The sequence below is a fragment of the Sphaerotilus hippei genome (assembly GCF_003201595.1).
GTDB classification, from domain to species: Bacteria; Pseudomonadota; Gammaproteobacteria; order Burkholderiales; family Burkholderiaceae_C; genus Sphaerotilus; species Sphaerotilus hippei.
Map to the genome: position 1 here is coordinate 146,308 of NZ_QJJS01000006.1, position 25,304 is coordinate 171,611.

Annotated in this window: 23 protein-coding genes and 2 tRNA genes; 22 read left to right on the top strand and 3 right to left on the bottom strand. The window is 73.2% G+C overall.

All coding sequences use genetic code 11. The features are described from left to right. Positions 1–95: 95 nt before the first annotated feature. The 4 genes from C7444_RS08630 (at position 96) to C7444_RS08645 (ending at position 2,756) form a co-directional block, all read left to right on the top strand. Positions 96–1,259, top strand: a complete 1,164-nt coding sequence (locus tag C7444_RS08630; RefSeq protein WP_110400439.1) for a uroporphyrinogen-III C-methyltransferase — start codon at positions 96–98, stop codon at positions 1,257–1,259. Between the two features lie 9 nt (positions 1,260–1,268). Next, the gene (locus C7444_RS08635) at positions 1,269–2,516 is read left to right on the top strand and encodes a heme biosynthesis HemY N-terminal domain-containing protein (protein ID WP_110400440.1); all 1,248 of its coding nucleotides are present in this window, start codon (positions 1,269–1,271) and stop codon (positions 2,514–2,516) included. 68 nt (positions 2,517–2,584) lie between these two features. Continuing rightward, positions 2,585–2,661 (top strand) — tRNA-Arg (locus C7444_RS08640). Between the two features lie 18 nt (positions 2,662–2,679). Then, positions 2,680–2,756: transfer RNA gene (locus tag C7444_RS08645), tRNA-Arg, on the top strand. Between the two features lie 4 nt (positions 2,757–2,760). Here the strand turns inward: C7444_RS08645 and C7444_RS08650 are convergent. Continuing rightward, positions 2,761–3,660 carry a YihY/virulence factor BrkB family protein gene (locus tag C7444_RS08650; RefSeq protein ID WP_245909466.1) on the bottom strand — a complete coding sequence of 300 codons (900 nt, stop codon included), beginning with the start codon at positions 3,658–3,660 and terminating at the stop codon, positions 2,761–2,763. A 192-nt stretch (positions 3,661–3,852) separates the two neighbouring features. Here C7444_RS08650 and C7444_RS08655 point away from each other — a divergent pair, with 192 nt between their 5' ends. Then, a complete protein-coding gene (locus tag C7444_RS08655) occupies positions 3,853–5,142 on the top strand; it encodes an efflux RND transporter periplasmic adaptor subunit (protein WP_170130683.1) in 1,290 nt (429 codons plus the stop codon). Beyond that, on the top strand, positions 5,139–8,231 hold the full coding sequence (locus C7444_RS08660; protein WP_110400443.1) for an efflux RND transporter permease subunit: 3,093 nt from the start codon (positions 5,139–5,141) through the stop codon (positions 8,229–8,231). Before C7444_RS08655 ends, C7444_RS08660 begins: the two co-directional genes overlap by 4 nt. Before the next feature lie 19 nt (positions 8,232–8,250). On the opposite strand, the gene C7444_RS08665 is transcribed toward C7444_RS08660, so the two are convergent. Next, a complete protein-coding gene (locus C7444_RS08665; RefSeq protein ID WP_245909467.1) occupies positions 8,251–8,583 on the bottom strand; it encodes a DUF3579 domain-containing protein in 333 nt (110 codons plus the stop codon). Between the two features lie 266 nt (positions 8,584–8,849). Here C7444_RS08665 and C7444_RS08670 point away from each other — a divergent pair, with 266 nt between their 5' ends. Beyond that, positions 8,850–10,067: an aspartate aminotransferase family protein gene (locus tag C7444_RS08670; RefSeq protein WP_110400445.1), complete on the top strand. Its 1,218-nt coding sequence runs from the start codon at positions 8,850–8,852 to the stop codon at positions 10,065–10,067. Next, complete coding sequence (gene argF / locus C7444_RS08675; RefSeq protein ID WP_110400446.1) at positions 10,064–11,026, top strand: ornithine carbamoyltransferase; 963 nt, start codon at positions 10,064–10,066, stop codon at positions 11,024–11,026. The genes C7444_RS08670 and argF overlap by 4 nt, the downstream gene beginning before the upstream one ends. A 43-nt stretch (positions 11,027–11,069) precedes the next feature. On the opposite strand, the gene C7444_RS08680 is transcribed toward argF, so the two are convergent. Continuing rightward, positions 11,070–11,855: a class I SAM-dependent methyltransferase gene (locus C7444_RS08680; RefSeq protein ID WP_110400447.1), complete on the bottom strand. Its 786-nt coding sequence runs from the start codon at positions 11,853–11,855 to the stop codon at positions 11,070–11,072. 154 nt (positions 11,856–12,009) lie between these two features. Between C7444_RS08680 and C7444_RS08685 the strand changes: the two genes are divergently transcribed. The 14 genes from C7444_RS08685 (at position 12,010) to C7444_RS08750 (ending at position 25,303) form a co-directional block, all read left to right on the top strand. After that, positions 12,010–12,279 carry a phosphopantetheine-binding protein gene (locus C7444_RS08685; protein ID WP_110400448.1) on the top strand — a complete coding sequence of 90 codons (270 nt, stop codon included), beginning with the start codon at positions 12,010–12,012 and terminating at the stop codon, positions 12,277–12,279. A gap of 13 nt (positions 12,280–12,292) precedes the next feature. Continuing rightward, entirely contained in the window at positions 12,293–12,976 is a 684-nt protein-coding gene (locus C7444_RS08690; RefSeq protein WP_110400449.1) for a COG4648 family protein, read from the top strand. Further along, positions 12,973–14,367: an AMP-binding protein gene (locus C7444_RS08695; protein ID WP_110400450.1), complete on the top strand. Its 1,395-nt coding sequence runs from the start codon at positions 12,973–12,975 to the stop codon at positions 14,365–14,367. Before C7444_RS08690 ends, C7444_RS08695 begins: the two co-directional genes overlap by 4 nt. 25 nt (positions 14,368–14,392) lie before the next feature. Then, positions 14,393–14,704, top strand: a complete 312-nt coding sequence (locus tag C7444_RS08700) for an ApeI family dehydratase (RefSeq protein ID WP_110400451.1) — start codon at positions 14,393–14,395, stop codon at positions 14,702–14,704. Further along, positions 14,701–15,705 carry an acyl-CoA synthetase gene (locus tag C7444_RS08705; protein ID WP_245909468.1) on the top strand — a complete coding sequence of 335 codons (1,005 nt, stop codon included), beginning with the start codon at positions 14,701–14,703 and terminating at the stop codon, positions 15,703–15,705. Before C7444_RS08700 ends, C7444_RS08705 begins: the two co-directional genes overlap by 4 nt. A 113-nt stretch (positions 15,706–15,818) precedes the next feature. Then, the gene (locus C7444_RS08710) at positions 15,819–16,472 is read left to right on the top strand and encodes an outer membrane lipoprotein carrier protein LolA (RefSeq protein ID WP_170130684.1); all 654 of its coding nucleotides are present in this window, start codon (positions 15,819–15,821) and stop codon (positions 16,470–16,472) included. A 3-nt stretch (positions 16,473–16,475) separates the two neighbouring features. Beyond that, the gene (locus C7444_RS08715) at positions 16,476–18,953 is read left to right on the top strand and encodes an MMPL family transporter (protein WP_110400453.1); all 2,478 of its coding nucleotides are present in this window, start codon (positions 16,476–16,478) and stop codon (positions 18,951–18,953) included. An 81-nt stretch (positions 18,954–19,034) separates the two neighbouring features. Further along, a complete protein-coding gene (locus tag C7444_RS08720) occupies positions 19,035–19,868 on the top strand; it encodes a polysaccharide deacetylase family protein (protein ID WP_110400454.1) in 834 nt (277 codons plus the stop codon). A 19-nt stretch (positions 19,869–19,887) separates the two neighbouring features. Continuing rightward, positions 19,888–20,658 carry an SAM-dependent methyltransferase gene (locus C7444_RS08725; RefSeq protein WP_110400455.1) on the top strand — a complete coding sequence of 257 codons (771 nt, stop codon included), beginning with the start codon at positions 19,888–19,890 and terminating at the stop codon, positions 20,656–20,658. After that, the gene (locus C7444_RS08730; protein ID WP_110400456.1) at positions 20,655–21,851 is read left to right on the top strand and encodes a beta-ketoacyl-[acyl-carrier-protein] synthase family protein; all 1,197 of its coding nucleotides are present in this window, start codon (positions 20,655–20,657) and stop codon (positions 21,849–21,851) included. Before C7444_RS08725 ends, C7444_RS08730 begins: the two co-directional genes overlap by 4 nt. Beyond that, positions 21,848–22,681, top strand: a complete 834-nt coding sequence (locus C7444_RS08735) for a beta-ketoacyl synthase chain length factor (RefSeq protein WP_110400457.1) — start codon at positions 21,848–21,850, stop codon at positions 22,679–22,681. Before C7444_RS08730 ends, C7444_RS08735 begins: the two co-directional genes overlap by 4 nt. Continuing rightward, a complete protein-coding gene (locus C7444_RS08740; protein WP_245909469.1) occupies positions 22,678–23,208 on the top strand; it encodes a hotdog family protein in 531 nt (176 codons plus the stop codon). Before C7444_RS08735 ends, C7444_RS08740 begins: the two co-directional genes overlap by 4 nt. After that, positions 23,205–23,936, top strand: coding sequence for a 3-oxoacyl-ACP reductase FabG (gene fabG / locus C7444_RS08745; protein WP_110400458.1), 732 nt, complete (start codon positions 23,205–23,207; stop codon positions 23,934–23,936). The genes C7444_RS08740 and fabG overlap by 4 nt, the downstream gene beginning before the upstream one ends. Beyond that, positions 23,936–25,303: a cation:proton antiporter gene (locus C7444_RS08750; RefSeq protein WP_110400459.1), complete on the top strand. Its 1,368-nt coding sequence runs from the start codon at positions 23,936–23,938 to the stop codon at positions 25,301–25,303. Before fabG ends, C7444_RS08750 begins: the two co-directional genes overlap by 1 nt. Position 25,304 lies beyond the last annotated feature (1 nt).

Genomic DNA, 25,304 nt, shown 5'->3' on the forward strand with positions numbered 1-25,304 from the left:
TTGCAGATCCCTTCGTGGTCTGACCACCCGAGTGAACGCCAGTGACCGACGAACAAGCCTCCTCCCGCAGCCTGACTCCGCCGGACAGTGCCACGATGCCCGTCGCGCCGCCTCCCGAGGCGGCCTCGGCCCCTGCGGCTGCACCGGCCCCGGCCCCGTCGGTCGCATCGGCCTCCGTGCCCGCACCGGCGTCGATGCCGGCGCATGCACCGACCTGGGTGTGGGCGGGCATGGCCCTGATGGCCGGCTTGGCGGCCGTGTCGACCTGGCAGGCGGTGCAGACCCATCGCCAGGTCGGCGCGATCGAGCAGGAGCTGGTGCGCCGCCAGCAGGGCAGCACCGAGCAGTCGGCCGAGGCGCGCCTGCTGGCGCGCCAGTCGCAGGACCTGGCCCGCGAGAGCGCGGCCAAGGTCAGCGTGCTGGAGGAGAAGCTCTCCGAGGTCGCGCTGCAGCGGGGCCAGCTGGAGGAGCTGATCCTGTCGCTGTCGCGCTCGCGTGACGAGAACCTGGTCACCGATGTGGAGGCCTCGCTGCGCGTGGCGCTGCAGCAGAGCGCGCTGACCGGCAGCGCCGAGCCGCTGGTGTCGGCGCTGCGGGCCTCCGAGGAGCGCCTGGGCCGGGTCGACCAGCCTCGCCTGGAGCGGGTGCGGCGGGCCATCTCCCGCGACCTCGAGCGGGTCCGTGCGGTCGGCGTGCCCGATGTCGGGGTGCTGCTGATCAAGCTCGACGAGGCGGTGCGCCTGGTCGACGAGCTGCCGCTGCTGTCGATGCGTCCGGCGCCGACCCGCAACGACGAGGCGAGCCGCAGCAGCCACACGCCGCCCCGGTCGGTCCAGCAGGCCGGCAAGGCCGCCGCCGCGGCGGCATCGGCCCCCGGCTGGGTCGAGCTGCAGTGGCAGTCGGTGCAGAAGCCCCTGCTGGCGGTCTGGGACGAGGTGCGCGGCCTGCTGCGCGTGACCCGCATCGACCGGCCCGAAGGCATGCTGGTCGCTCCTGAACAGGGTTATTTCGTGCGCGAGAACCTGAAGCTGCGGCTGCTCAATGCCCGCCTGTCGCTGCTGTCGCGCCAGTACGAGGCGGCGGCGTCCGACCTCGACGACTGCCAGGGCGCGGTGAACCGCTACTTCGACGGCAACGCCCGGCGCACCCAGGTCATCAGCGACCTCATCCGGCAGGTGCAGCAGCAGGGCCGCCAGGTCAGCGTGCCCCGTCCCGACGAGACGCTGTCGGCCATCGCCGCGCTGAGCGTCGTGCGCTGAGGGGCTGCCATGCGTTCCGTGGTGTGGACCCTGTTGCTCTTCGTGGTGGCCGTGCTCGCGGCGACCATCCTCGGTGCCAACGACGGCCTGGTGTCCATCTACTGGGCACCGTGGCGCTTCGACCTGTCGCTGAACTTCTTCCTGCTGCTGATGCTGCTGTCGGGCGTGCTGGTCTATGCGCTGGTCGGTGCGTTCAACCAGCTCGTCGGCCTGCCGGAGCGGGCCCGGCTGTGGCGGGTGCAGCGCCGTGAGCGGGCGGCCCAGGCGGCGCTGCGCGAGTCGCTCGCCTTCCTGTTCGCCGGGCGTTACGGCCGGGCGCACAAGTCGGCCCAGCGGGCGCTCGAGCTGCAGAGCATGACGCCCGAGCTGGACCGTGACGTCGAGTTCGGCGCGCTGGCCCACCTGCTGGCCGCCAGCGGCCTGCACCGCCTGCAGGACCGCGAGCGGCGCGACCAGCAGCTCTCGCAGGCCCAGGCCCTGGCCGGTGGCCTGGCCACCGGCAGCGCCGTGGCCGAAGGGGCCCGGCTGCTCAGCGCCGAATGGGCGCTCGACGACCGTGATGCCGAGCGCGCCCTCGACCAGCTGGCGCTGCTGCCCGCCGGCGTGGCCCGCCGCACGCTGGCCCTGCGCATGCGCCTGCAGGCCACCCGGCTGGCGCGCCAGCCCATCGAGGCGCTCAAGACCGCCCGCCTGCTGGCCAAGCACCAGGCCTTCGGGCCCGTGGCGGCGCAGGGCCTGCTGCGCAGCCTGGCGGTCGAGGCGCTGGACACGGCCCGCGACGCCGAGCAGCTGCGCCGCATCTGGGCCCAGCTCGATGCGGCCGACCGGCGTGATCCTTACGTGGCGTCCCGCGCGGCCCGGCATGCGGCGGCGATGGATGCCGCGGCCGAGGCGCGCGGCTGGCTGCGTCCGCACTGGGAGCGCCTGGCCGAACTGGGCGAGCGTGAACGCCGCGATGTGCAGGACGCGCTGGTCGAGGCGCTGCCCGGCCTGTCGGCCGACTGGCTGCCGCTGCTGGAGGAGGCCGTCGCGGCGGCCCCGGGCGATGCGGCCCTGTCGCATGCGGTCGGCTGCGCGATGGCCGAGCGCCAGCTCTGGGGCCGTGCCCGCCGCCTGCTCGAGAATGCCGCGACGATGCCGTCGGCCGACCGCGAGCTGCGCCGCAAGGCCTGGCGCAGCCTGGCCACGATCGCCGAGAACGACGAGGACCAGGCGCTGGTGCAGCGCTGTTATCGAGAAATTGCTCAGAACACTTGACGGGTCACTCGAAAGCGCGGTATATTCTCTTTCTCGACGCAAAAACGTCGAATGTGTGAAAGACGCGGGCGGCTGTAGCTCAGTTGGATAGAGTACTTGGCTACGAACCAAGGGGTCGTGGGTTCGAATCCTGCCAGCCGCACCAGACGTCAATCCGCACAATGCGGCTGTAGCTCAGTTGGATAGAGTACTTGGCTACGAACCAAGGGGTCGTGGGTTCGAATCCTGCCAGCCGCACCATCTTTCAAGGGATCGCTTCTTCATCGGAGCGGTCCCTTTTGTTTTGGGCCGACCGATCCTCGTCGGCCCAGGCCCGGGTGAATTCAGCCCCGAGCAGGAAGATCTGCGCCGAGCCGTAGATCCAGACCAGCAGCGCGACCACCGAGCCCGCGGCGCCGAAGCCCGAGGCGACGGCGCTGTGGCCGAGGTACAGGCCCAGCAGCGTGCGCCCGGCACTGAAGAGCAGGGCGGTCACGAGCGCGCCGACCCGGACATCCGACCACGCCACCGGCACCCGCGGCATGAGCTTGTAGATCATCGCGAACAGCAGGCTGAGCAGCGCGAAGCTGGTGGAGAAGTCGATCACCTCGATCAGCAGCGGCCAGGGGCCCGGCAGGGGCGACCACCAGCGCCGCAGCGCGGCGACCGCGGTGCCCGTCAACAGCAGCATCAGCAGCAGCAGGCCCGCACCGAGGATCAGGACGAAGGACAGCACGCGGGCGCGGATCAGCCGCCAGACACCCTGGCGTGGCGCCGGTGGTGCGCGCCAGATGAGGTCGAGCGCCCCCTGCAGCTCCGTGAGCACCGTGGTGGCGCCGGCCAGCACCAGCCCGACCCCCAGCAGCGAGACCGGCCAGCTCCCGCGCGGCCAGTCCACGCCCTCGATCACCCCCTGCGCGGCCGCCGCACCCGCCGGCCCGACCAGTTCGCGCAGCCGCGCCACGACTTCATGGCGCGCGGCTTGTGCATCGAACACCAGTGCGGCCACCGACACGACGATCAGCAGCAGCGGCGCCAGCGAGAACAGGGCGTAGTAGGCCAGTGCCGCGCCCATGCTGGAGGCCCGATCGTCGACCCAGGCCCGGGCGGCCCGGTGGCTGATGGCGCAGAACCGGGTCCAGGTCATCGGCGTGTTCGAGGGCATCGTGCGATTGCAGCCCGGCCGCGCCGCCGGTGATGCCGGTCCGCGGCCCGTCGTGGCGTAGGACGATGTCGCCAGGCCTCGAGAGCCCCCGGCGGGTGGCGGCCACCGGTTCTCCCCGACACGCGGGCAGCGGTCTCGATGTTAGATTGCGCGCTGTCCTCAGACCGCTCCGCTCACCTCATCCTGTCTCCGATGTCTCCACTGACGCACAGCCCGACGGGCGCAGATCTTCCGGGCCTGCGGCCCCGCTCGTTCCTCCTGGCGGGGGGCTGTCTGGCGCTGGCGCTGCTGCTGTCGGCCTGCGGTCCGTCGGATGGGGCGGGGAGCGCGGCAGCGGCCTCCGGCGCGCAGCGGCCACCGGCCCAGGTGTCGGTGGTGCCGGCCCGGGTGCGCGACGTGTCGGTCAGCGTCGAGGCCTCCGGCACGGCCGTGCCGCTGAACACGGTCGAGATCCGGCCGCGCCTGTCCAGCGCCACCGTGCACGAGGTGCTGATCCGCGACGGCCAGGAGGTGCCCCGCGGTGCGCTGCTGGTCAGGCTCGACGATCGCAGCGAACGTGCGGCGCTCGACAAGGCCCGCGCCCAGCTCGCGCGCGACCGGGTGACGCTGGCCGACCTGAAGCGCCAGCTGCAGCGCACCCGCGACCTGGCGGACCAGCAGTTCGTCACCGGCAGCGCGGTGGACACGATCCAGGCCCAGCTCGACGGTCAGCTCGCCGTCATCGCCGCCGACGAGGCCGGCGTGCGGGATGCCGAGGTGGCGCTGAGCCAGACCGTCATCCGCTCGCCGCTGGCCGGTCGGGCCGGTGCGGTGTCGGTGCATCCGGGGGCGCAGGTCAGTGCCAGCAGCCCGGCGCTGGTGACCATCAGCCAGATGGATCCGATCGGCGTGACCTTCACCGTGCCCGAGCGCGAGCTGTCGGGCCTGCTGCAGGCCCGCACGGCGGCGCTGAAGCTGACGGCGCGCCTGCCGGGCGCGGGGGAGCGCCCCGGTCCGGCCGCGTCCGGGCCGTCGGCCAGCGGCAATGGCAATGGCAATGGCAATGGCAATGGCAATGGCAGCGAGCGCGATGGCGGTGCGACGCTCGACGGCGAGCTGAGCTTCATCGACAACGCGGTGGACAGCACCACCGGCACCGTGCGCCTGAAGGGCAGCTTCGCCAATCCGAAGCGCCAGCTCTGGCCGGGCCAGTACGTCTCGGTGCGCCTGACGCTGCGCACGCTGCGTGATGCGGTCGAGGTGCCGCAGGCCGCGCTGGTGCAGCGTGGCTCCGAGCGTTCGGTCTATGTGGTCGGGCCCGACCTGCTGGCGCAGCCGCGGGTGGTGCAGATCCGCCATGGCAGCGGCGACTGGGTGGCCGTCGACGGCATCGCCGCCGGTGAGCGGGTGATCGTCGAGGGCAAGCAGAACGTGAGGCCAGGGGCCCGGGTGCGTCTGGCGGCCGCGGCCGCCGCCGCAGGTGCATCGGGCCCGGCACGATGAACTGGACCGACCTGTTCATCCGGCGGCCGGTGATGACCGTGCTGCTGAACCTGGCCATCGTGCTGGCGGGCATCGTGGCGCTGGCCCGCATCCCGGTGGCGGCGCTGCCCACGTACAACACGCCCGTGATCCAGGTCAGCGCCTCCCTGCCGGGCGCCGGCCCCGAGACCATGGCCAGCTCGGTCGCGCTGCCGCTGGAGAAGCAGTTCTCCACCATCGCCGGCCTGGCGCAGATCAGCTCGGTCAACACGCTGGGCCAGAGCTCGATCACGCTGGAGTTCGATCCGTCGCGTGATACCGACGCCGCGGCCGTCGACGTGCAGGCCGCGCTGCTGCGTGCCCAGCGCAGCCTGCCCGCGGAGATGACGACGCTGCCGTCCTACCGCAAGGTCAACCCGGCCGACGCGCCGGTGTTGCTGCTGGCGATGACCTCGCCGTCGATGGATGCGGCCGAGCTGAACGACTTCGCCGAGAACCTGGTCTCGCCCAGCCTGTCGACCGTGCCCGGCGTGGCCCAGGTGTCGATCTTCGGCCAGAAGCGTTATGCGGTGCGCATCCAGGTCCGCCAGCAGGCGCTGACGGCCCGCAACCTGACGATGGACGAGCTGCGCACGGCCATCGCCGCGGCCAACCCCAACACGCCGCTGGGCATCCTCGAGGGGCCGCGCCAGACGCTGACGCTGCAGGCCAACCGCCAGCTGGCGCGGGCGTCCGAGTTCGCCCGGCTGATCATCGGCCAGCGGGACGGCGCCCCGCTGCGCCTGAGCGACGTGGCCGACGTGCAGGACAGCGTCGAGACCACCCGCACCGCCGCCTCGTTCAACGGCGAGCCGTCGATCACGCTGGCGGTGCAGCGCCAGCCCGGCGCCAACACCGTCGAGGTGGTGGACCGGGTGCGGGCGCTGCTGCCGCGTTTTGCCGCCCAGCTGCCGGCCTCGGTGCAGATCACGCCCTTCAACGACCGCTCGCTGTCGGTGCGCGAGGCGCTGCACGACGTCAACCTGACGCTGCTGCTGACGCTGGTGCTGGTGGTGCTGGTGATCTTCCTGTTCCTGCGCCGGCTGGTGGCCACGCTGATCCCGGCGCTGTCGCTGCCGGTCTCGCTGATCGGCGCGCTGACGCTGCTGTACGCGGGCGGCTACAGCCTGGACAACGTCTCGCTGCTCGGGCTGACGCTGGCCGTCGGCCTGGTGGTCGACGACGCGATCGTCATGCTCGAGAACATCGCGCGCCATGTCGAGGAGGGCGTGCCGCCGTTCCAGGCCGCGCTGCGGGGCGCCCGCGAGATGTCCTTCACCATCGTGTCGATCTCGCTGTCGCTGGTGGCCGTGCTGATCCCGATCTTCTTCATGCCCGGCGTGATCGGCCTGCTGTTCCACGAGTTCGCGGTCGTGGTGGGCCTGTCGGTGCTGGTGTCGGCCGTCGTCTCGCTGACGCTGGTGCCGATGCTGGCCAGCCGCTTCCTCAAGCCCCACACCGCCTACCGCGAGGAAGGGGCGCTGGGCCGGGCGTTCGAGCGGGGTTTCGACGCGCTGCTGCGGGCCTATGCCCGCAGCCTCGACTGGGCGCTGGGCCACCGCTGGTGGATCGGTGCGCTGACGCTGGCCACGCTGGTGCTGACGGTGCTGCTGTTCCAGCACATCCCCAAGGGCTTCTTCCCGGAAGAGGACATCGGTCAGATCCAGGTGACGACCGAGGCGTCGGAGGACATCTCCTTCCCGGCCATGCTGGCCGTGCAGAACCAGGTGGCGGCGGTCTTCCGGGCCGATCCGGCGGTGCTGACGGTCGGCGCCTTCTTCGGTGGCGGCAACAACGCCTCGACCCAGAACACCGGCCGCCTGTTCGTCACGCTGCAGCCGCGCGGCCAGCGCCCGCCGATGGCCGAGGTGGTCGACCGCCTGCGCCAGCAGCTGCGCGGCATCCCGGGCGTGGCGGTCTACCTGCGCCCGGTGCAGAACCTGCAGATCGGCGGGCGGGCCAGCAAGAGCCGCTACCAGTATTCGCTGCAGAGCGTCAGCGCCGACGCGCTGGGGGACTGGGCCGGCCGGTTGCAGGCCCGGCTGCGCGAGGACGGCCTGTTCCGCGACGTGACCAGCGACGCGCAGCAGCGTGGCCTGCAGGCCACGCTGCAGATCGACCGCGACCGCGCCAACCTGCTGGGCGTCGACATGGCCCAGGTGCGCAGCGCGCTCTACAGCGCCTTCGGCGAGCGCCAGGTCTCGAGCATCTACCTGCCGGGCAACACCTTCCAGGTCGTGATGGAGGCGGCCGCGGCCGACCGCCAGTCCGAGGCGGCGCTGGCCCAGGTCCAGGTGCGCTCGCGCAGCGGGGCGCTGGTGCCGCTGGGCTCCTTCTCGACCGTGCAGCGCACGCTCGGGCCGATGGCGGTCAACCACCAGGGCCAGCTGCAGGCGATCACGCTGAGCTTCAACCTGGCCCCGGGCGTGTCGCTGGGCGAGGCCACGGCCAAGCTGGACGGCCATGTGCGCACGCTCGGCATGCCGGCCACGGTGATCGGCACCTACGGCGGTGATGCGGCGGTGTTCCAGGACTCGCAGTCCGGCCAGCTGGTGCTGCTGGGGCTGGCGGTGCTGGTGATCTACTTGCTGCTGGGCATGCTCTACGAGAGCTACATCCACCCGCTGACCATCCTGGCCGGCCTGCCGTCCGCGGCGGTGGGGGCGCTGCTGACGCTGCAGCTCTTCGGCCAGGACCTGACGCTGATCGCCACCATCGGCATCCTGATGCTGATCGGCATCGTCAAGAAGAACGCGATCATGATGATCGACTTCGCCCTGCAGGCCCAGCGCGAGCAGGGCATGGCTGCTGAGCAGGCGATCCGCCAAGCCTGCCTGCTGCGCCTGCGGCCGATCATGATGACGACGCTGGCCGCGCTGATGGGGGCGCTGCCCATCGCGCTCGGGCTGGGCGCGGGGGCCGAGCTGCGCCAGCCGCTGGGCCTGGCGGTGGTCGGCGGCCTGGTGGTGTCGCAGGCAGTGACGCTCTACATCACGCCGGTGATCTTCCTGGCGCTGGAGCGCTGGAGCGGTCGCGGACCGGTGGTCGGCGACGACGGCACGCAGGTCTGAGGGCGGCGACCGGCCGCGCTCACGGCTTGCGTGGCGGGTCGGGCAGCAGGCAGGCGTCGGAGACCTGCAGGTTGTTGTCGCGGGCGAAGTTCATCACGAACTCCCAGGCCATCGGCTCGATCTCGCGCAGCGCCTCGTTGACCACCACACACTTGGTGCTGCCGATCACCGTGGGGATGCAGTAGGGGGAGTAGCCGATCGCCGCGCCCAGGCCGGCGGCCTTGGTGCCACCGGGGCGGAAGCACGACATGGCGCCCGCCAGGCGCTCGGCCCAGTCGCTGGGACGGAAGGTTCGGCCGTCCTGAGTGATGCCCTGGATGAAGACTTCGCGCGGTTTGTTGATGTTCGTCACCTGAATCGATCCTCGCCCGGCCGGGCCGCGGGCACTGTCCACGAAAATCCGTATTGTGCTGCAGTGCAGCAGCATGGAGGTCCGTGGTCCTGCGAATGCCGACCACGCTCCAGAGCGATACGGGCGTCTCGCCATCATCCGTGAGTGTCGCAGCACTGGCTGTCAGCGCACTGTCGCCGTGTGTGCGGAATCTGTCCTTACAATGGACCAGGCGCCCTGATTGACGGGGCGCCTTTGTTTTTCAGCTTTGCTGCAGGAGAGCCCTGATGACTTCCGCTGCGCCGCACGCGACGTTCGACGATCCCCACGTGATGAAGACCTACGGCCGACTGCCGATCGCGCTGTCGCACGGCCGAGGCTGCCGGGTGTGGGACACCGAAGGTCGTGAATACCTCGACGGCCTGGGCGGCATTGCGGTCAACACGCTGGGCCATGCGCACCCGAAGCTGGTGCCGGCGCTGCAGGAGCAGATCGGCCGGATGATCCACTGCTCGAACTACTACCACGTGCCGCTGCAGGAGCAGCTCGCCGCACGCCTGGTCGAGCTGTCGGGCCTGAGCAATGCCTTCTTCTGCAGCACCGGCCTGGAGGCCAACGAGGCGGCGCTGAAGCTGGCGCGCAAGTTCGGCCACGACAAGGGCATCGAGCGCCCCGAGGTCATCGTCTACGAGAAGGCCTTCCACGGCCGCTCGATCGCGACGCTGTCGGCCACCGGCAACCCCAAGGTGCAGGCCGGGTTCGGCCCGCTGGTCGAGGGTTTCGTGCGGGTGCCGCTCAACGACCTGGAGGCCGTCGAGGCCGCGGTGCGTGGCAACCCCAACGTCGTCGCGGTGTTCCTGGAGACCATCCAGGGCGAGGGGGGCATCCACGCGGCGCGCTGGGACTACCTGCAGGGCCTGCGCCGGCTGTGCGACGAGCACGACCTGCTGCTGATGCTCGACGAGGTGCAGTGCGGCATCGGCCGCACCGGCAAGTGGTTCGCGCACCAGTGGGCCGGCATCCAGCCCGACGTCATGCCGCTGGCCAAGGGGCTGGGTTCGGGCGTGCCGGTCGGCGCGGTGGTCTGCGGCCCGCGGGCGGCCGGCATCTTCCAGCCGGGCAACCACGGCTCGACCTTCGGCGGCAACCCGCTGTCCATGCGTGCCGGCGTCGAGACGCTGCGCATCATGACCGAGGACGGCCTGCTCGAGAACGCCGCCACCGTCGGCGCCGCGCTGCGGGCCGCGCTGGCGCGCGAGCTCGAGGGCGTGGCGGGCGTGCTCGAGATCCGCGGGGCCGGCCTGATGCTGGGCATCGAGCTCGACCGCCCCTGCGGCGTGCTGCTGGGCCGTGCGGCCGAAGCCGGCCTGCTGCTGAGCGTGACCGCCGACAGCGTGGTCCGGCTGGTGCCGCCGCTGATCCTGACGGTCGAGGAAGCCGAGCAGATCGTGGCCATCCTGTGCCCGCTGATCAAGGACTTCCTGAGCACCGGCACGACGTCATGAAACCTGGGATGAGCCTCATGAAGCATTACCTGCAGTTCAAGGACCTGCGTGCCGAGGAGTACGCCTACGTGTTCGAGCGGGCCCGCCTGATCAAGACCCGCTTCAAGAACTACGAGAAGTACACGCCGCTGGTCGACCGCACGCTGGCGATGATCTTCGAGAAGGCCAGCACGCGCACCCGCGTGAGCTTCGAGGCCGGCATGTACCAGATGGGCGGCTCGGTGGTGCACCTGACCACCGGCGACAGCCAGCTCGGCCGGGCCGAGCCGATCGAGGACAGCGCGCGTGTCATCAGCCGCATGGTCGACCTGGTGATGATCCGCACCTTCGAGCACACCAAGATCGAGCGTTTCGCCGCGCACTCGCGCGTGCCGGTGATCAACGGGCTGACCAACGAGTTCCACCCGTGCCAGATCATGGCCGACCTGTTCACCTACCTCGAGCACCGCGCGCCGGTGGGCGCCCGGGGCTACGACCTGGCGTCCCTCAAGGGCAAGGTCGTGGCCTGGGTCGGTGACGGCAACAACATGGCCAACACCTGGCTGCAGGCGGCCGAGACGCTGGGCTTCACGGTGCACGTCAGCACGCCGGGCGGCTACGAGGTCGATCCGGCGGTGGCCGGCATCCGCAGCAGCGACTGCTACCGCGTCTTCGCCGATCCGCAGGAGGCCTGCCGCGGCGCCGATCTGGTCACGACCGACGTCTGGACCAGCATGGGCTACGAAGCCGAGAACGAGGCCCGCAAGACCGCGTTCGCCGACTGGTGCGTCGACGCCGACATGATGGCCCAGGCCCGACCGGACGCGCTGTTCATGCACTGCCTGCCGGCGCATCGCGGCGAGGAGGTCATGGCCGACGTCATCGACGGCCCGCAGTCGGTGGTCTGGGACGAGGCGGAGAACCGCATGCACGTCCAGAAGGCGCTGATGGAGTACCTGCTGCTCGGCCGCCTGGGCTGAACGACCGGCCGGGGCCGGCCGGCCCCGGGATCACGCCGCGGCTTCAGCCGCGGGCGAGGTATTCCGAGAAGATGCCCAGCTCGACGTGGCGGCGCACGTCGGCCAGCCCGGCCTCCTGCAGGCTGCGCACGACCGCGGCCGGCGGCACGCAGGCCTCGATCGTGTCCCAGTAGTAGCGCCACAGCATCGGGCTGGTCGGCGAGCGTGACACCATGCGAGCGACCAGCGGCACCGCGCCACGCATGTAGGCCTTCAGCAGGCGGGTGCCCAGGGCGCTTCGTGGCTTGGTGATCTCGAGCACCAGCAGCGTGCCGCCCGGGCGCAGCACGCGGCGGAACTCGCGGCAGGCGGCCGAGAAGTCGGCGATGTGGCGCAGCGCATAACCCATGACCACGAAGTCGGCGCTGGCGTCGGGCACCGGGATGTCCTCGGCGCGGCCCAGGCGGCACTCGACGTCCGCGGGCAGCGAGGCCTGGCCCATCATGCCGGGGCTGGGATCGACGCCGATCAGGCGCCCGGGCTCGCCGGTCAGCGCAAGGATCTCGCGGCCCACCAGTCCGGTGCCCATGCCCACGTCGACCACGTTCATGCCCGGCTTCAGGCCGGCACGCATCAGCGCCTGGCGCCGGTACCACGAGCCGGTGCCCAGGCCGAGGATCTTCTCCAGGCGGTCGTAGTCGACCGCGGTGTCGTCGAAGGTCTGGCGCAGGAAGGTCTCGCGTGCCGCGCCGTCCCCGTCCCCGTAGTAGTCGGGCAGCGGCGAGTGGGGCAGTTGCACGGCCTGGGCGGGGGCCGCCTGCGACGTGCCGGAAGTGGGGGTGCTGGGCATGCTCGTTCGTGCGCTTGTTCTTGGAATTGCGGCTGCGATGGTACAGCCGGAACCGGGGGGCGCGGATCGGGGGCGGTCGGCCTCGGGGCATTGAGTAAACTCGAGGGCTTTCCATCAAGATGCGGCGCAGGCCGGGACACGGGGCGGAGCAAGCATGAACACGGCCGACAAGGGATTTCAGCAGGAAGTGGCAGCGCTGATGGTGGAGGCCCTCAACCTGGAGGTGGACGCCGCCGGGATCGATCCCCAGGCGCCGCTCTACGGGGACGGCCTGGGCCTGGACTCGATCGACATCCTCGAGCTCGCGCTGGTGGTCTCCAAGCGCTACGGCTTCCAGCTGCGCTCCGACGACAGCGACAACTCGCGCATCTTCGCCTCGCTCGAGAGCCTGGCGGACCACATCGCGCGCCACCGCACGGCCTGAACGGCGTCCCCGCATGCTCTCGCGGACGACCCTGCGCCTGCTGCTGGCGTCGGCAGGTGCCTGTGGCTATGCGCTGCTGTGCCACCTGCTGACCTCGCGGGATCCGTCCTCGCCCTGGGCCCAGGTCACGGTGCTCGGGCCGATGACGGTGCTGGGCGTGGCCGGCCTGTGGTCCGGTGGCCGGCGCTGGCGGGCCGGCGCGCTGGCGCTGGCCGGCGTGGGGCTGATCGGTGCCGGCGGCAGCGGCCGGCTGGCGGTCGAGTGGCTCTACCTGGCCCAGCACGCCGGGGTGCATGCCGCGCTGGGCCTGTGGTTCGGCTCGACCCTGAAACCCGGTCGCCAGGCGCTGATCTGCACGCTGGCCGAGCGGGTGCATGGCACGCTGATCGCCAGCATGGCCGTCTACACCCGGGCGCTGACCGGCGTCTGGACCGGCTACTTCGCCACGATGGCCACGGTCTCGGTGCTGCTGTTCGCCCTGGCGCCGCTGCCGGCGTGGTCGCTGTTCGCCAATCTGCTGAGCCCGCTGTCGCTGGTGCTGATGTTCGTCGGTGAATACGTCTGGCGTTATCGCCGTCACCCGGAGTTCGAGCGCGTGGCGCTGCTGGACGCGGTGCGGGCCTACCGGGCCCACGCCGCCGCTCCCGCCCGCCCCCGGCCCTGCCACGGTGACGGCCTGCTGGGGTCGTCGTCATGAGCGCCGCGGGTTGGCCGCTGCTGGGCGATGGGGATCTGCAGGCGCCGCTGGCCTGGCGGGCCGGCCGGGCGATCAGCCGCGCGCAGTTCCTGCGGCAGGCGCAGGCGCTGTCGAGCCTGCTGCCCGACCGGGGCCCGCTGCTGGCGCTGACCAACGACCGCTACCGCTTCGCGCTCAGCCTGGCGGCCGCGCTCTGGCGCGGCCAGCCCAGCCTGCTGCCGCCCAACCACACGCCCGACCTGATGGCCCGTCTGGCGGCCCGCTTCGAGGGTCTGCACGCGCTGGTCGACGAGCTGCCGGCCGGCACGGCCGCGCCGACCGGCCTGTCGATGCGGCCCTGGCCGGTCGAGGTCGAGCGCATCGGGCTCGACGAGGCCGCCGCGGCGGTCGAGCCGCCCTGGCTGCCGGCCGACCAGGTCTGCGCCCAGGTGCTGACCTCGGGCTCGACCGGCGAGCCGGTGCCGCACGACAAGGCCTGGGGCGCGCTGGTGGTCAACATCCGTGCCGAGGCGCGGCGCGTGGCCGAGCACCTGGGCCGCGCCGACCTGCAGGGGGTCACGCTGGTGGGCACCGTGCCGGCCCAGCACATGTACGGCTTCGAGTCCACGGTGCTGCTGGCGCTGCTGGGCGGGGCGGCCTTCGCGGCGCAGCGGCCGTTCTTCCCGGCCGACGTGGTGCAGGTGCTCGAGTCGGTGCCGCGTCCGCGGGTGCTGGTGACCACGCCGTTCCACCTGCGCACGCTGGTCGCGTCGGGCCTGGTACTGCCGCCGGTGGACCTGATCATCAGCGCGACCGCGCCGCTGTCGCCGCAGCTGGCCCAGCGCGCCGAGCTGGCGCTGGCCGGCCCGCTGATGGAGATCTACGGCTGTACCGAAGCCGGCCAGGTCGCCACCCGCCGCTGCACGGCCGGCCCGGACTGGCGTACCTTCGACGGCCTGAGCCTGCAGGGCGATGGCGCCGAGGCGATCGTCTCGGGCGGGCACGTGCCCGCGCCGGTGATGCTGGCCGACGTGCTGGAGGTGCTGGCGCCCGATCGCTTCCGCCTGCTCGGCCGCTCCAACGACCTGATCAACGTGGCCGGCAAGCGCAGCTCGCTGTCGCACCTGAACTTCCACCTCAACAGCATCGACGGGGTCGTCGACGGCGTGTTCCACCTGCCCCCGGCGGATGGCGCCGAGGACATGGTGCGCCTCGTCGCCGTGGTCGTGGCCCCGTCGCTGACCCGCGAGGCGCTGCTGGCCGCGCTGCGCCAGCGGGTCGATCCGGTCTTCCTGCCGCGGCGCATCCATTTCGTCGACACGCTGCCGCGTGACCCGACCGGCAAGCTGCCGGCGGGCCGGCTGGCCGACTGGGTGGTGCAGCTGGCGGCGTCCGCCTCCCGCGGTGGCTGAGCCGCGTCCGTCCCGATCGCCCGCCATGTCCCGAGCCCGACTCACCGTTGCCGTCGACCACCCGGCGTTCGCCGGCCATTTTCCCGGCCAGCCGCTGCTGCCCGGCGTGGCGCTGCTGGCCGAGGTGATGGAGGCGGTGCAGGCGATCGAGGGCGGCCTGGACGCCGGCTGCGCCGTGCCGGTGCTGAAGTTCCTGCATCCGGTGCGCCCCGGTGACCACCTGCGCATCGACTGGACCCGCCAGCAGCAGCGGCTGCGCTTCGAGGTCTGGTGCCGCGCGGCCGCCGGGGGCGACGAGGTGCTCGCCGCCTCGGGCCAGCTGGAGCTGCGCGCGTGAGCCTGCCGCCGGATCCCGCCGGCACCACGCCGGCGGAGCCGGCCGACTGGTCGAGGCAGGCCGAGCGCAGCAACCTGCGCACGCTGCGGGTGATGAGCTGGATCGCCACGACGCTGGGCCGCCCGGTGGCGCGTGGGGTGCTGTGGCCGATCGCGCTGTATTTCCTGCTCGCGGGCGGGCCGGCGCCGGCGGCGTCGGCCGACTACCTGCGCCGGGTGCTGGGCCGCGCGCCGCGCTGGCGCGAGCGGCTGCGCCACATCCACCATTTTTCGGCGACCGTGCTCGACCGCGTCTACCTGCTGCAGGACCGGCTGCGCGGCTTCGACATCCGCATCACCGGCGTCGAGCACCTCGACGAGCTGCTGCAGCGCGGCCGGGGCGCGCTGCTGATCGGCGCCCACCTGGGCAGCTTCGAGGCGCTGCGGGCGCTGGGCCAGTCGCGCCGCGGCCTGAAGGTGGCCATGCTGATGTACGAGGACAACGCCCGCCAGATCAACGACACGCTGCGGGCGATCGCGCCCGACGTGCCGCTGCACACCATCGCGCTGGGCCACCTGGGCGCGATGCTGACGCTGCGCCAGTGGCTCGATGACGGCGGCGTGGCCGGCCTGCTGGCCGACCGCCGCCTGCCGGTGCAGTCGCAGCGTTCGAACACCTGGACGCTGCCCTTCCTGGGCGAGCCGGCGAGCTTCTCCGACGGGCCCTTCCGCCTGGCCGCGCTGCTGCGCCGCCCGGTGGTGTTCATGACCGGGCTGTACCACGGCGGCGCGTGTTACGAGCTGCGCTTTGCCCGCCTGGCCGATTTTTCCACGCTGCCATCGGGCCGCTCGGCGGACCGTGCGGGCGTCGACGCCGCGGTCGAGGCGGCGCTGCAGGCCTACGTCGCGCAGGTCGAGGCGCTGTGCCGCGAGACGCCGTACAACTGGTTCAATTTCTTCGATTTCTGGGCTCGGCCCGAACCGACAGAGGTCCTGCCGCCGGCCCCGGCCCCGCCCGGCTGAGCCTCGGCTGAGGCCCGGCGGCGGCTATGCTTGCCCCCGCGTGTCGCCGTGAAACCGCCAGAACCCGCTTTTCCCCGCTGCCTTGCCTGTCGCCGACCGGAGCCTGCCCGTCCATGAATGCCGTCGTGTTCCCGCCCGCCGCCGTCCGCCCGCCGTGGCGCCGCCTGCAGGCCCGCTGCCGTGCCGGGCTGGTGCTGCTGCTGGCCGCGCTGTGGCTGGCCGTGCTGCTGCCGGCCGGCCCGGCGGTGGCCGCGCCCGCGCTGACGCTGGAGGCGCTGATGGCCACGCTCGCCCAGGTGAAGTCGGGCGAGGCCCGCTTCGTCGAGCGCCGCCACATCCAGTCGCTGGACCGCACGCTGGAGTCGAGCGGGCGGCTGAGCTTTGCCGCCCCGTCGGTGCTGGTGCGCGAGACGCTCAGCCCCCGGCCCGACCGGCTCGCGGTCGACGGCAACACCGTGACCATGACCGCTGGCGGGCGCAGCCGCACGCTGGCGCTGGATGCCACGCCGGAGGCCCAGGTGCTGGTCGAGGCGATCCGCGGCACGCTGACGGGCAACCGCGCGACGCTGGAGCGCCTGTTCACGCCCCGCCTCAGTGGCAGCCTGGAGCGCTGGACGCTCGAGCTCGTGCCGCGCGATGCGCAGCTGCGCGGCCAGGTCGCGCGGGTGCAGGTGTCGGGCCGCCAGGCCGTGCTGCGCGAGATGCAGGTGCTGCTGGCCGACGGTGACGAGACCGTCACGCAGATCGAGCCGCTGCCGGCCCGCTGAGCCATGGCGCGATCGACGGTCCGGCGCCTGCTGCCGGTGCTGCTGTGGCTGCTGCTGATGCTGGTGGCCGCGGGCCTGGCCAGCCGCACGCGGGTGGTCGCCGACCTGTCGGCCTTCCTGCCGGCCGCGCCGACGGCCGAGCAGCGGGTGCTGATCGAGCAGCTGCGCAGCGGTGCGACCGCCCGGCTGCTGCTGATCGGCGTGCGCAGCGACGCGCCGCCTGCCGGCACCAGCACCAGCACCAGCACCACCACGATGCCCGCCGAGGACCCGGAGGCGGCCGCGCTGCGCACCCGCGTGTCGCGTGCGCTGGGCGAGGCCCTGCGCCGCGGCGGCGAGTTCGAGGCGGTGCACAACGGCGACACCACGGCCTGGCAGGACAGCGGCCCGTGGTTCCTGGCCCACCGCTACCTGCTCAGCCCGGCGGTGACGCCGGAGCGCTTCACCGTCGAGGGCCTGCGCGCGGGCATCGACGACACGCTGTCGCTGCTGGGCACCCCGGCGGGCGCGATGATCAAGCCGCTGCTGTGGCGCGACCCGACCGGCGAGGTCGCGCAGATGGCCCGCTCGATGCTGCCCGCCGGGGCGCCACGCAGCGAAGGCGGGGTCTGGGTGTCGCGCCAGCTGCCGCGCGCGGTGCTGGTGGCCACCACCCGCGCCGACGGGGCCGACCTGGACGGACAGGCGAGGGCGCAGGCCGGCGTGCGCGCCGCCTTCGAGGCGGTGCTGGCGCGCGAGCCCGCCGCCCGCGCCGCCGGCCTGCGGCTGGAGCTGTCGGGGCCGGGTGTCATGGCGGTGCAGTCGCGCGCGCTGATCGAGGCCGAGGTCGAGTGGCTGGCCCGGGTCGGCACGGTGCTGATGGTGCTGCTGCTGCTGCTGTCGTTCGCGTCGCTGCGGGCGCTGTCGGTCGCGCTGCTGCCGGTGGCCAGCGGGGTGCTGGCGGGCTTCGTGGTCGTCGGCCTGGTGTTCGGCCAGGTGCACGGCTTCACGCTCGGCTTCGGCACGACGCTGATCGGCGAGGCGGTCGACTACGCGATCTACTACCTGATCCAGGCCCGCGGGGTGCAGGGCGCCCCGGGCGCCGGTGCCCGCCACTGGCTGGCGCACAGCTGGCCGACGGTGCGGCTGGGGCTGTGGACCTCGCTGGCCGGTTTTGCCGCGCTGGCGCTGTCGGGGTTTCCGGGGCTGGCGCAGCTGGGCGTGTTCTCGGCGGCCGGGCTGCTGGCGGCGGCGGCCACGACCCGCTGGGTGCTGGTGCGGCTGGCACCTGACGGGGCCACCGGCCAGGGCCTGCGCCCGCTGATGGGCCGATGGATGCGGGCCGCGCTGCACCAGCTGCCGCGCTGGCGCCTGCCGCTGTGGCTGCTGTCGGCGGTGGCGCTGGCGGGGCTGTGCCTGGCGCCGTCGGCCTGGCGGGGCAACCTGGCCTCGATGAGCCCGGTCAGCGCCGCCGCGATGGCGCTCGACGCCTCGCTGCGCGCCGACCTGGGGGCCGCCGATGGTGGCGTGCTGGTCGCGGTCGAGGGACCCGACGAGGCCACGGTGCTCGAGCGCGCCGAGGCCGCCGGGGCGCGGCTGGACGGACTGGTCGACCAGGGCCTGCTGCCGGGCTACGACAGCCCGGCCCGCTGGCTGCCGTCGCCCGCGCTGCAGCGCCAGCGCCAGGCCGGTCTGCCGACGGCCGAGGTGCTGCGCGCCCGGCTGCAGCAGGCCACCGAAGGCGGACCGCTGCCGGCCGCGCGGCTGGAGGCGTTCATCACCGACGTGCAGGCGCAGCGTGGCGCGGCGCTGATCACCAGCGCCTCGCTGGCCGGCACGCCGCTGGCGTCGGCGGTGCAGGCGCAGCTGACCCCCGGCCGGGCGGCGGCCGACGGCCAGCCGGCCCGGGCCTGGACCGCGCTGATCCACCTGCACCTGCCCGAGGCGGGCGCCGGGCGTGCCGATCCGGTGCCGGCGCTGCGCAGCGCCCTGGCCGGTCTGCCCGAGACCCGCCTGGTGCGCATCCAGCCCGAGCTCGACGGTCTCTACGGCCACTACCTGCACGAGGCGCTGTGGCAGGCGCTGGCCGGCGCCGGGCTGGTGGTGGCGCTGCTGGCGCTGCACCTGCGCGACGGCCGCCGGCTGCTGCGGGTGTGCGCGCCGCTGGCCGCCAGCGTGGTGCTGGTGCATGCCGGGCTGGCGCTGGCCGGCGTGGCGCTGGGGGTGCTGCACCTGGTCGGCTTCCTGCTGGTGGTGGCGGTGGGCTCGAACTACGCGCTGTTCTTCGACCAGCTGCGCCAGCAGGCCGGGGTCGAGCCCGACCTGGAGATGCTGGCGTCGCTGCTGATCGCCAACCTGACGCTGGTGCTGTCCTTCGCGCTGCTGGCCGGCGCGAGCATGCCGGCGCTGGCGGCCATCGGGCAGGTCGTGGCGCCGGGGGCGGCGCTGAGCCTGTGGCTGGCGGCGGCATTCATGGCCCCCCGCACGGCCGGGCGCGCCTGAACCGGGTCGGCCGTCGCGGCCGGTCGGCACGAAGTGCCTTGTGGGACAATTTGACGTTCGATCCGTGAGCCACCCCCTGCCGTGAGTGCCCTGCCGAGCCGCCAGCCGACATCGCGCTGGCCGCTGCCCCCCCTGCTGCAATGGAGCGCGCTGTGCCACCTCGGTGCCGTGGCGTGGCCGGCCCTGCGTCCGCAGGACTGGCCCTGGGCGCTCGCCCTGCTGGGGGCCAACCACGCGCTGCTGACCGCCACCGGCCTGTGGCCGCGCTCGACCTGGCTGGGGGCCAACGTCACCCGCCTGCCAGCCGCCTCGGCGGCCCGCCGCGAGATCGCGCTGACCCTCGACGACGGGCCGGACCCCGAGGTGACTCCGGCGGTGCTCGACCTGCTCGACCGGGCCGGCGCCCGTGCGACCTTCTTCTGCATCGGCCGCCAGGCGATGGCCCACCCGCAGCTGCTGCGCGAGATCGTGGTGCGTGGCCACAGCGTGCAGAACCACAGCCTGCGCCACGACCACCGGTTCTCGCTCAGCGGCCCGGGCGCCTTCCGGCGCGAGGTCGAGGCCGGCCAGCAGGCGCTGCAGGGCCTGACCGGCGTGCGGCCGACCTGTTTCCGTGCGCCGGCCGGCCTGCGCAATCCTTTCCTGGCGCCGGTGCTGCACCGGCTGGGCCTGCACCTGGTGAGCTGGACCCGGCGCGGCTACGACACCCGCGAGGCCGATCCGGCGCGGGTGCTGCAGCGCCTGAGCCGCGGCCTGGCCGCCGGCGACATCCTGCTGCTGCACGACGGCCATGCGGCCCGCACGGCGTCGGGCCGCCCCGTGGTGCTGGAGGTGCTGCCGGCGCTGCTGGCGCGCTGCCAGGCCGACGGCCTGCGCCTGGTGACCCTGCCCGAGGCCCTGCAAGAGGGCCCGTGACTTCGAGACGACTGCCTTCATGACGACGACCGCCACCGCTGCCACCGACGATCGACAGGCCTGGAGCCGCCTGATCGACGGCGCCAGTGCGCCCTACCGCAGCGCCGGGCGTTTTGCCTGGCACTTCGCCCGCGGCAAGCTGGGCATGGACCCGGTGTTCCGCCACCTGCTGGCCCGGGGCCTGATCCCGCCGGGCGCGCGGGTGCTCGACATCGGCTGCGGCCAGGGGCTGCTGGCCAGCCTGCTGCGGGCGGTCGGCCCGGTGGCCGGGCAGGGCGGCTGGCCCGCCGGCTGGGCGGCCGCGCCCACGGGCTGCAAGGTCACCGGCATCGAGCTGATGGCCAGCGACGTCGAGCGGGCCCGCGCTGCGCTGGGCGTGCGCTCGCCCGACGCCCGTTTTGTCTGCGCCGACATGCGCGAGGCCGACTTTCCCGACTGCGAGGCGGTGGTCATCCTCGACGTGCTGCACTACATCGACCCGGCCGCGCAGGACCGCGTGCTCGCCCGGGTGCACGCCGCGCTGCGGCCCGGCGGCTTGCTGCTGCTGCGGGTGGGCGACGCGGCCGCGCCGCGCGGCTTCGCCATCAGCCAGTGGGTCGACCGCGTCGTCACCCGCGTGCGCGGCCACCGGGCGCCGCCGACCCACGGCCGGCCGCTGGGCGCCTGGATCGACGCCCTGCGCCAGCTCGGCTTCACGGTCGAGCCCCGGCCGATGAGCCAGGGCACGCCGTTCGCGAACGTGCTGCTGGTGGCCCGGCGCGGCGCGGCCGCGGCAGGGGGCGCGCGATGAACCCGTGTCCCGTGACCCCGGTGGCGGTGACGCACGCCACGCTCAGCACCGCGCTGGGCGCCGGCAACGCGGCCACGCTCGCCGCGATCGAGGCCGGCCGGACCGGCCTGGCGCCGTGCCGCTTCGAGGACGTCGTGCTGCCCGGCTGGATCGGCGAGGTCGAGGGCGTGGAGGCGGTGCGCCTGCCCGAGGCCCTGGCCCGCCACGACTGCCGCAACCACCGGCTCGCCTGGCTCGGCCTGCAGCAGGACGGTTTCATCGACGCGGTGCACGCGGCCCGCCAGCGCTGGGGCGCCCACCGGGTCGCCGTGCTGCTGGGCACCAGCACCTCGGGCATCCTGCAGACCGAACACGCCTACCGCCACCGCGGGCCGGCGGGCGAGCTGCCGGCCGACTTCCGTTATGCCCAGACGCACAACACCTTCTCGCTGGCCGGCTTCGTCGCCGAGGCGCTGCAGCTGGGCGGCCCGGCCTGGGTGGTGTCGACCGCCTGCTCGTCGAGCGCCAAGGTGTTCGCCTCGGCCGCACGGCTGATCGAGGCGGGCTGGGTCGACGCGGCGCTGGTCGGCGGGGTCGACAGCATGTGCCTGACCACGCTCTACGGCTTCAACTCGCTGGAGCTGTTCTCGCCCGAGATCTGCCGGCCCTGGGACGCCCGGCGCCAGGGCCTGTCGCTGGGCGAGGCGGCGGCCTATGCGCTGCTGCAGCGCGACAGCGCCCCCTCGGCCGGCTGGCTGCTGGGGGCCGGCGAGAGCAACGACGGCCACCACATGAGCTCGCCCCACCCCGAAGGGCTGGGCGCGATCATGGCCATCCGCCAGGCGCTGGCGCAGGCCGGGCTGGCGCCCGCGCAGATCGACTACATCAACCTGCACGGCACGGCCACGCCCAACAACGACAGCGCCGAGGACCGCGCGGTGAGCGCCGTGTTCGGCTGCACCGTGCCCTGCAGCTCGACCAAGGGCGCGACCGGCCACACGCTGGGCGCGGCCGGGGCGGTCGAGGCCGCGATCAGCCTGCTGGCGCTGCAGCAGGGCCTGATGCCCGGCGGCCTGAACCGGCGCGAGCCGGATCCGGCGCTGAGCCTGGACTACCTCGACCACAACCGCCGTGCGCCGCTGCGCCATGTGCTGAGCAATTCCTTCGGCTTCGGCGGCTCCAACGCCAGCCTCGTGTTCGGAGCCTCGTCATGACCGGGATCACGCTGTACCTGCAGGGCGTCGGGCTGCTGGGCCCGGGCCTGGAGGGCTGGGCCGAGGCGGCACCGGTGCTGCGCGGCGAGCAGGCCGCCCGCCCCGCCGCGACGGTGGTGCCGCCGCCGCAGCGCCTGCCGCCGGCCGAGCGCCGCCGGGCCGGTGCGGCCATCCGGATCGCGATGGCGGTGGCCGATGCCGCCTGTGCCGACGCCGGCATCGACCCGGCGCTGCTGGCCACGGTCTTCACGTCCTCCAGCGGCGACGGCGCCAACTGCCACGCGCTGTGCGAGGCGCTGGCCGGTGCCGACCGCCTGCTGTCGCCCACCCGCTTCACCAACTCGGTCCACAACGCCGCGGCGGGCTACTGGCACATCGCCGTGGGCAGTCGCGCCGCGTCGACCAGCGTCTGCGGCTTCGACGCCAGCTTCGGTGCCGGCCTGGTCGAGGCGGTGATGCAGGTCGGCGCGCAGCAGCAGCAGCTGCTGCTGGTCGCCAGCGACACGCCTTACCCCGAGCCGCTGCACGCCACCCGGCCGCTGCCCGATGCGCTGGGCGTCGCGCTGGTGCTGACGCCTCAGCCCGGTCCGGCCACACAGGCCCGGCTGGGCATCGAGCTGCAGCCGGCCGGCTCGACCGGCCCCGTCACCCCCTGTGCCGACGCCGCCCTCGAGCGCCTGCGCCAGGCGCTGCCCGCCGCCCAGGCGCTGCCGCTGCTGGCAGCGCTCGCGCGGGCCCGGGCCGGATCGCCCGGCCCGCACACGGTGGTGATCGGCTGCCGGCCCGACCTGCGGCTGGTGCTCACGCTCGAGACCGGAGCGGCGGCGTGAGCGTTCCGACGAGCGGCCTGACGAGCGGCCCGGCCGACGCCTTCGTGCCCGCCACGCTGGACCACGCCGGCCTCGCGGCGCTGATCCCGCACGCGGGCCGCATGTGCCTGCTCGATTCGATGCAGGCCTGGGACACGGGCCGCATCCGCTGCCGGGTGACCGGCCACACCGCCCCCGACCATCCGCTGCGCAGTGCCGGCGGCCTGCTCGCGGCGGCGGCGATCGAATGTGCCGCCCAGGCGATGGCGCTGCACGGCGCGCTGCTGGCCCGCCAGGCCGGGGGCACCGCGAGCCCCGGCTACCTGGCGAGCGCGCGGGGCGTGACGCTGCACCGCCTGCGGCTCGACGACCTGGCTGGCCCGCTCGACGTGGTGGCCGAACGCCAGGCCGGCGATGCCCGCCAGATCCTCTATGCCTTCAGCGTGAGCCACCAGGGTGAGCCGATCGCCGAAGGCCGCGCGGCGGTGGTGCTCGACGCGCTGCCCCCCGCACTGAACTCCACCCCGGACCCCGTTTGCGCACCATGACCGAACCCCTCCAGCGTGCCCTCGTCACCGGGGGCAGCGGTGAACTGGGCGGCGCGATCGCGCGCCGCCTGGCCCGCGACGGCCTGCACGTCATCGTGCACGCCAATGCCCGGCTCGATGCCGCCCAGGCCGTCGTGGCCGACATCGGCGCCGCCGGCGGCCGCGCCGAGGCGGTCGCCTTCGACGTCACCGACCGGGCGGCCTGCGCCGCCGCGCTCGAGCGCCTGCTGGCCGACGGCCCGATCCAGGTGCTGGTCAACAACGCCGGCATCCACGATGACGCGGTCTTTCCTGGCATGCGGGGCGAGCAGTGGGACCGGGTCGTCGACGTCTCGCTCCACGGTTTCTTCAACATCACCCAGCCGCTGACGATGCCGATGATCCGCACCCGCCGCGGCCGCATCATCAGCATCAGCTCGGTGGCGGCGGTCGCCGGCAACCGTGGCCAGGTCAACTACGCCGCGGCCAAGGGCGCGCTGCACGGCGCGACGAAGTCGCTGTCGCTCGAGCTGGCCAGCCGAGGCATCACCGTCAACGTGGTGGCGCCCGGCATCATCGCCTCGCCGATGGCCGCCGCCACGTTCGACGACCAGGCCATCGCGCGGATCGTGCCTGCCCGCCGCGCCGGCACGCCCGACGAGGTGGCCGCGCTGGTGTCCTTCCTGGCCGGGCCCGAGGCGGGCTACATCACCGGCCAGGTCATCTCCATCAACGGCGGCATGATCTGATGGGCAGCGACCCGAGCCTGGTGGTCAGCGCGGCCCAGGCCGCCTCGTCGGCCGCCCGCGTGGCGGGGGTGCACGCGAGCGAGCACCTGCTGTTCGCCACGCTGGTGCAGCTGGTGATCATCGTGCTGGGTGGCCGCCTGGGCGGGGTGCTGGCCCGGCGCCTGGGCCAGTCGGCGGCGGTGGGCGAGATCGTCATGGGCCTGCTGCTCGGACCGTCGCTGTTCGGCCTGCTGGCGCCCGAGCTGTTCGCCGCGGTGTTCCGCTCCACGCCGCCGCAGACGCTGACCATGCTCTCGCAGATCGGCCTGCTGCTGCTGATGTTCCAGATCGGTCTGGAGTTCGACTTCGCCCACCTGGGCGAGCGCCGCAACCGCCACGTGGTGTGGTGGGTCGCCGCGGCCGGGCTGGTCGCGCCCTTCGGCCTGGGCCTGCTGTTCGCGTGGTGGCTGCCGCCGGCCTACCTGACCGAGGCGCCCCGGCTGGCGTTCGCGCTGTTCGTGGCCACCGCGTTCTCCATCACCGCGCTGCCCATCCTCGGGCGCATCCTGATGGAGTTCCGGCTGAGCCGCACGCCGCTGGGCGTCATCACGATCAGCGCCGCGGCGATCAACGACGTGGTCGGCTGGCTGCTGCTGGCGATGGTCACCGCGCTGAGCACCGCGGCCTTCTCGCTGCGCGACTTTGCCGTGGAGGTGGCGCTGGTGCTGGCCTTCGGCGCGCTGTCGTGGTGGGTGATCCGCCCGCCGCTGGAGCGTTTCGTGGCCTGGCGGCTGGGCCGGGGCGAGGCCGCGGCCGGTGGCGGCGCCGGCCCGGCGACGCTCGACCCGACGCTGATGGGCGTGATCATCGCCGTGATCTTCCTGATGGGCATGGCCACCTTCCAGCTCGGCATCTTCGCCATCTTCGGCGGGTTCATGGCCGGCGTGCTGCTGCACCGCCAGCGCGACTTCGCGCTGGCCTGGCAGGAGCGCGTGGGCAGCTTCGTGCAGGTCTTCTTCCTGCCGATCTTCTTCACCTACACCGGCCTGCGCACCGACGTGGGGTCGCTGGGCAGCGCGTCGGCCTGGGGCTGGTGCGCGCTGCTGATCACGCTGGCCACGCTCGGCAAGTTCGGCGCCTGCTGGCTGGCCGCCCGCGTGGCCGGCCTGTCCGGCCCGGCCGCGCGGCTGGTGGGCATCCTGATGAACACCCGCGCGCTGATGGAGCTGATCATCATCAACGTCGGCTACGACCTGGGCGTCATCGGCCGCGAGGTCTTCACGATGCTGGTGCTGATGGCGGTCTTCTCGACCCTGGTGACCACGCCGCTGCTGCGCCGCTGGCTGCCGGGGCTGCGGGGCGACGCGGTGCTGGCGGGCGCGCCCTGAG

What these genes read in the sequence shown, in the direction of transcription:
- C7444_RS08695 (WP_110400450.1), top strand. Translation starts at nt 12,973, where the DNA reads ATGAGCGCCGCGGGTTGGCCGCTGCTGGGCGATGGGGATCTGCAGGCG.
- C7444_RS08715 (WP_110400453.1), top strand. Translation starts at nt 16,476, where the DNA reads ATGGCGCGATCGACGGTCCGGCGCCTGCTGCCGGTGCTGCTGTGGCTG.
- C7444_RS08750 (WP_110400459.1), top strand. Translation starts at nt 23,936, where the DNA reads ATGGGCAGCGACCCGAGCCTGGTGGTCAGCGCGGCCCAGGCCGCCTCG.
- C7444_RS08630 (WP_110400439.1), top strand. Translation starts at nt 96, where the DNA reads ATGCCCGTCGCGCCGCCTCCCGAGGCGGCCTCGGCCCCTGCGGCTGCA.
- C7444_RS08710 (WP_170130684.1), top strand. Translation starts at nt 15,819, where the DNA reads ATGAATGCCGTCGTGTTCCCGCCCGCCGCCGTCCGCCCGCCGTGGCGC.
- argF (WP_110400446.1), top strand. Translation starts at nt 10,064, where the DNA reads ATGAAACCTGGGATGAGCCTCATGAAGCATTACCTGCAGTTCAAGGAC.
- C7444_RS08635 (WP_110400440.1), top strand. Translation starts at nt 1,269, where the DNA reads ATGCGTTCCGTGGTGTGGACCCTGTTGCTCTTCGTGGTGGCCGTGCTC.
- C7444_RS08690 (WP_110400449.1), top strand. Translation starts at nt 12,293, where the DNA reads ATGCTCTCGCGGACGACCCTGCGCCTGCTGCTGGCGTCGGCAGGTGCC.
- C7444_RS08685 (WP_110400448.1), top strand. Translation starts at nt 12,010, where the DNA reads ATGAACACGGCCGACAAGGGATTTCAGCAGGAAGTGGCAGCGCTGATG.
- C7444_RS08725 (WP_110400455.1), top strand. Translation starts at nt 19,888, where the DNA reads ATGACGACGACCGCCACCGCTGCCACCGACGATCGACAGGCCTGGAGC.
- C7444_RS08670 (WP_110400445.1), top strand. Translation starts at nt 8,850, where the DNA reads ATGACTTCCGCTGCGCCGCACGCGACGTTCGACGATCCCCACGTGATG.
- C7444_RS08650 (WP_245909466.1), bottom strand. Translation starts at nt 3,660, where the DNA reads ATGCCCTCGAACACGCCGATGACCTGGACCCGGTTCTGCGCCATCAGC.
- C7444_RS08660 (WP_110400443.1), top strand. Translation starts at nt 5,139, where the DNA reads ATGAACTGGACCGACCTGTTCATCCGGCGGCCGGTGATGACCGTGCTG.
- C7444_RS08655 (WP_170130683.1), top strand. Translation starts at nt 3,853, where the DNA reads ATGTCTCCACTGACGCACAGCCCGACGGGCGCAGATCTTCCGGGCCTG.
- C7444_RS08730 (WP_110400456.1), top strand. Translation starts at nt 20,655, where the DNA reads ATGAACCCGTGTCCCGTGACCCCGGTGGCGGTGACGCACGCCACGCTC.
- C7444_RS08700 (WP_110400451.1), top strand. Translation starts at nt 14,393, where the DNA reads ATGTCCCGAGCCCGACTCACCGTTGCCGTCGACCACCCGGCGTTCGCC.
- C7444_RS08735 (WP_110400457.1), top strand. Translation starts at nt 21,848, where the DNA reads ATGACCGGGATCACGCTGTACCTGCAGGGCGTCGGGCTGCTGGGCCCG.
- C7444_RS08680 (WP_110400447.1), bottom strand. Translation starts at nt 11,855, where the DNA reads ATGCCCAGCACCCCCACTTCCGGCACGTCGCAGGCGGCCCCCGCCCAG.
- fabG (WP_110400458.1), top strand. Translation starts at nt 23,205, where the DNA reads ATGACCGAACCCCTCCAGCGTGCCCTCGTCACCGGGGGCAGCGGTGAA.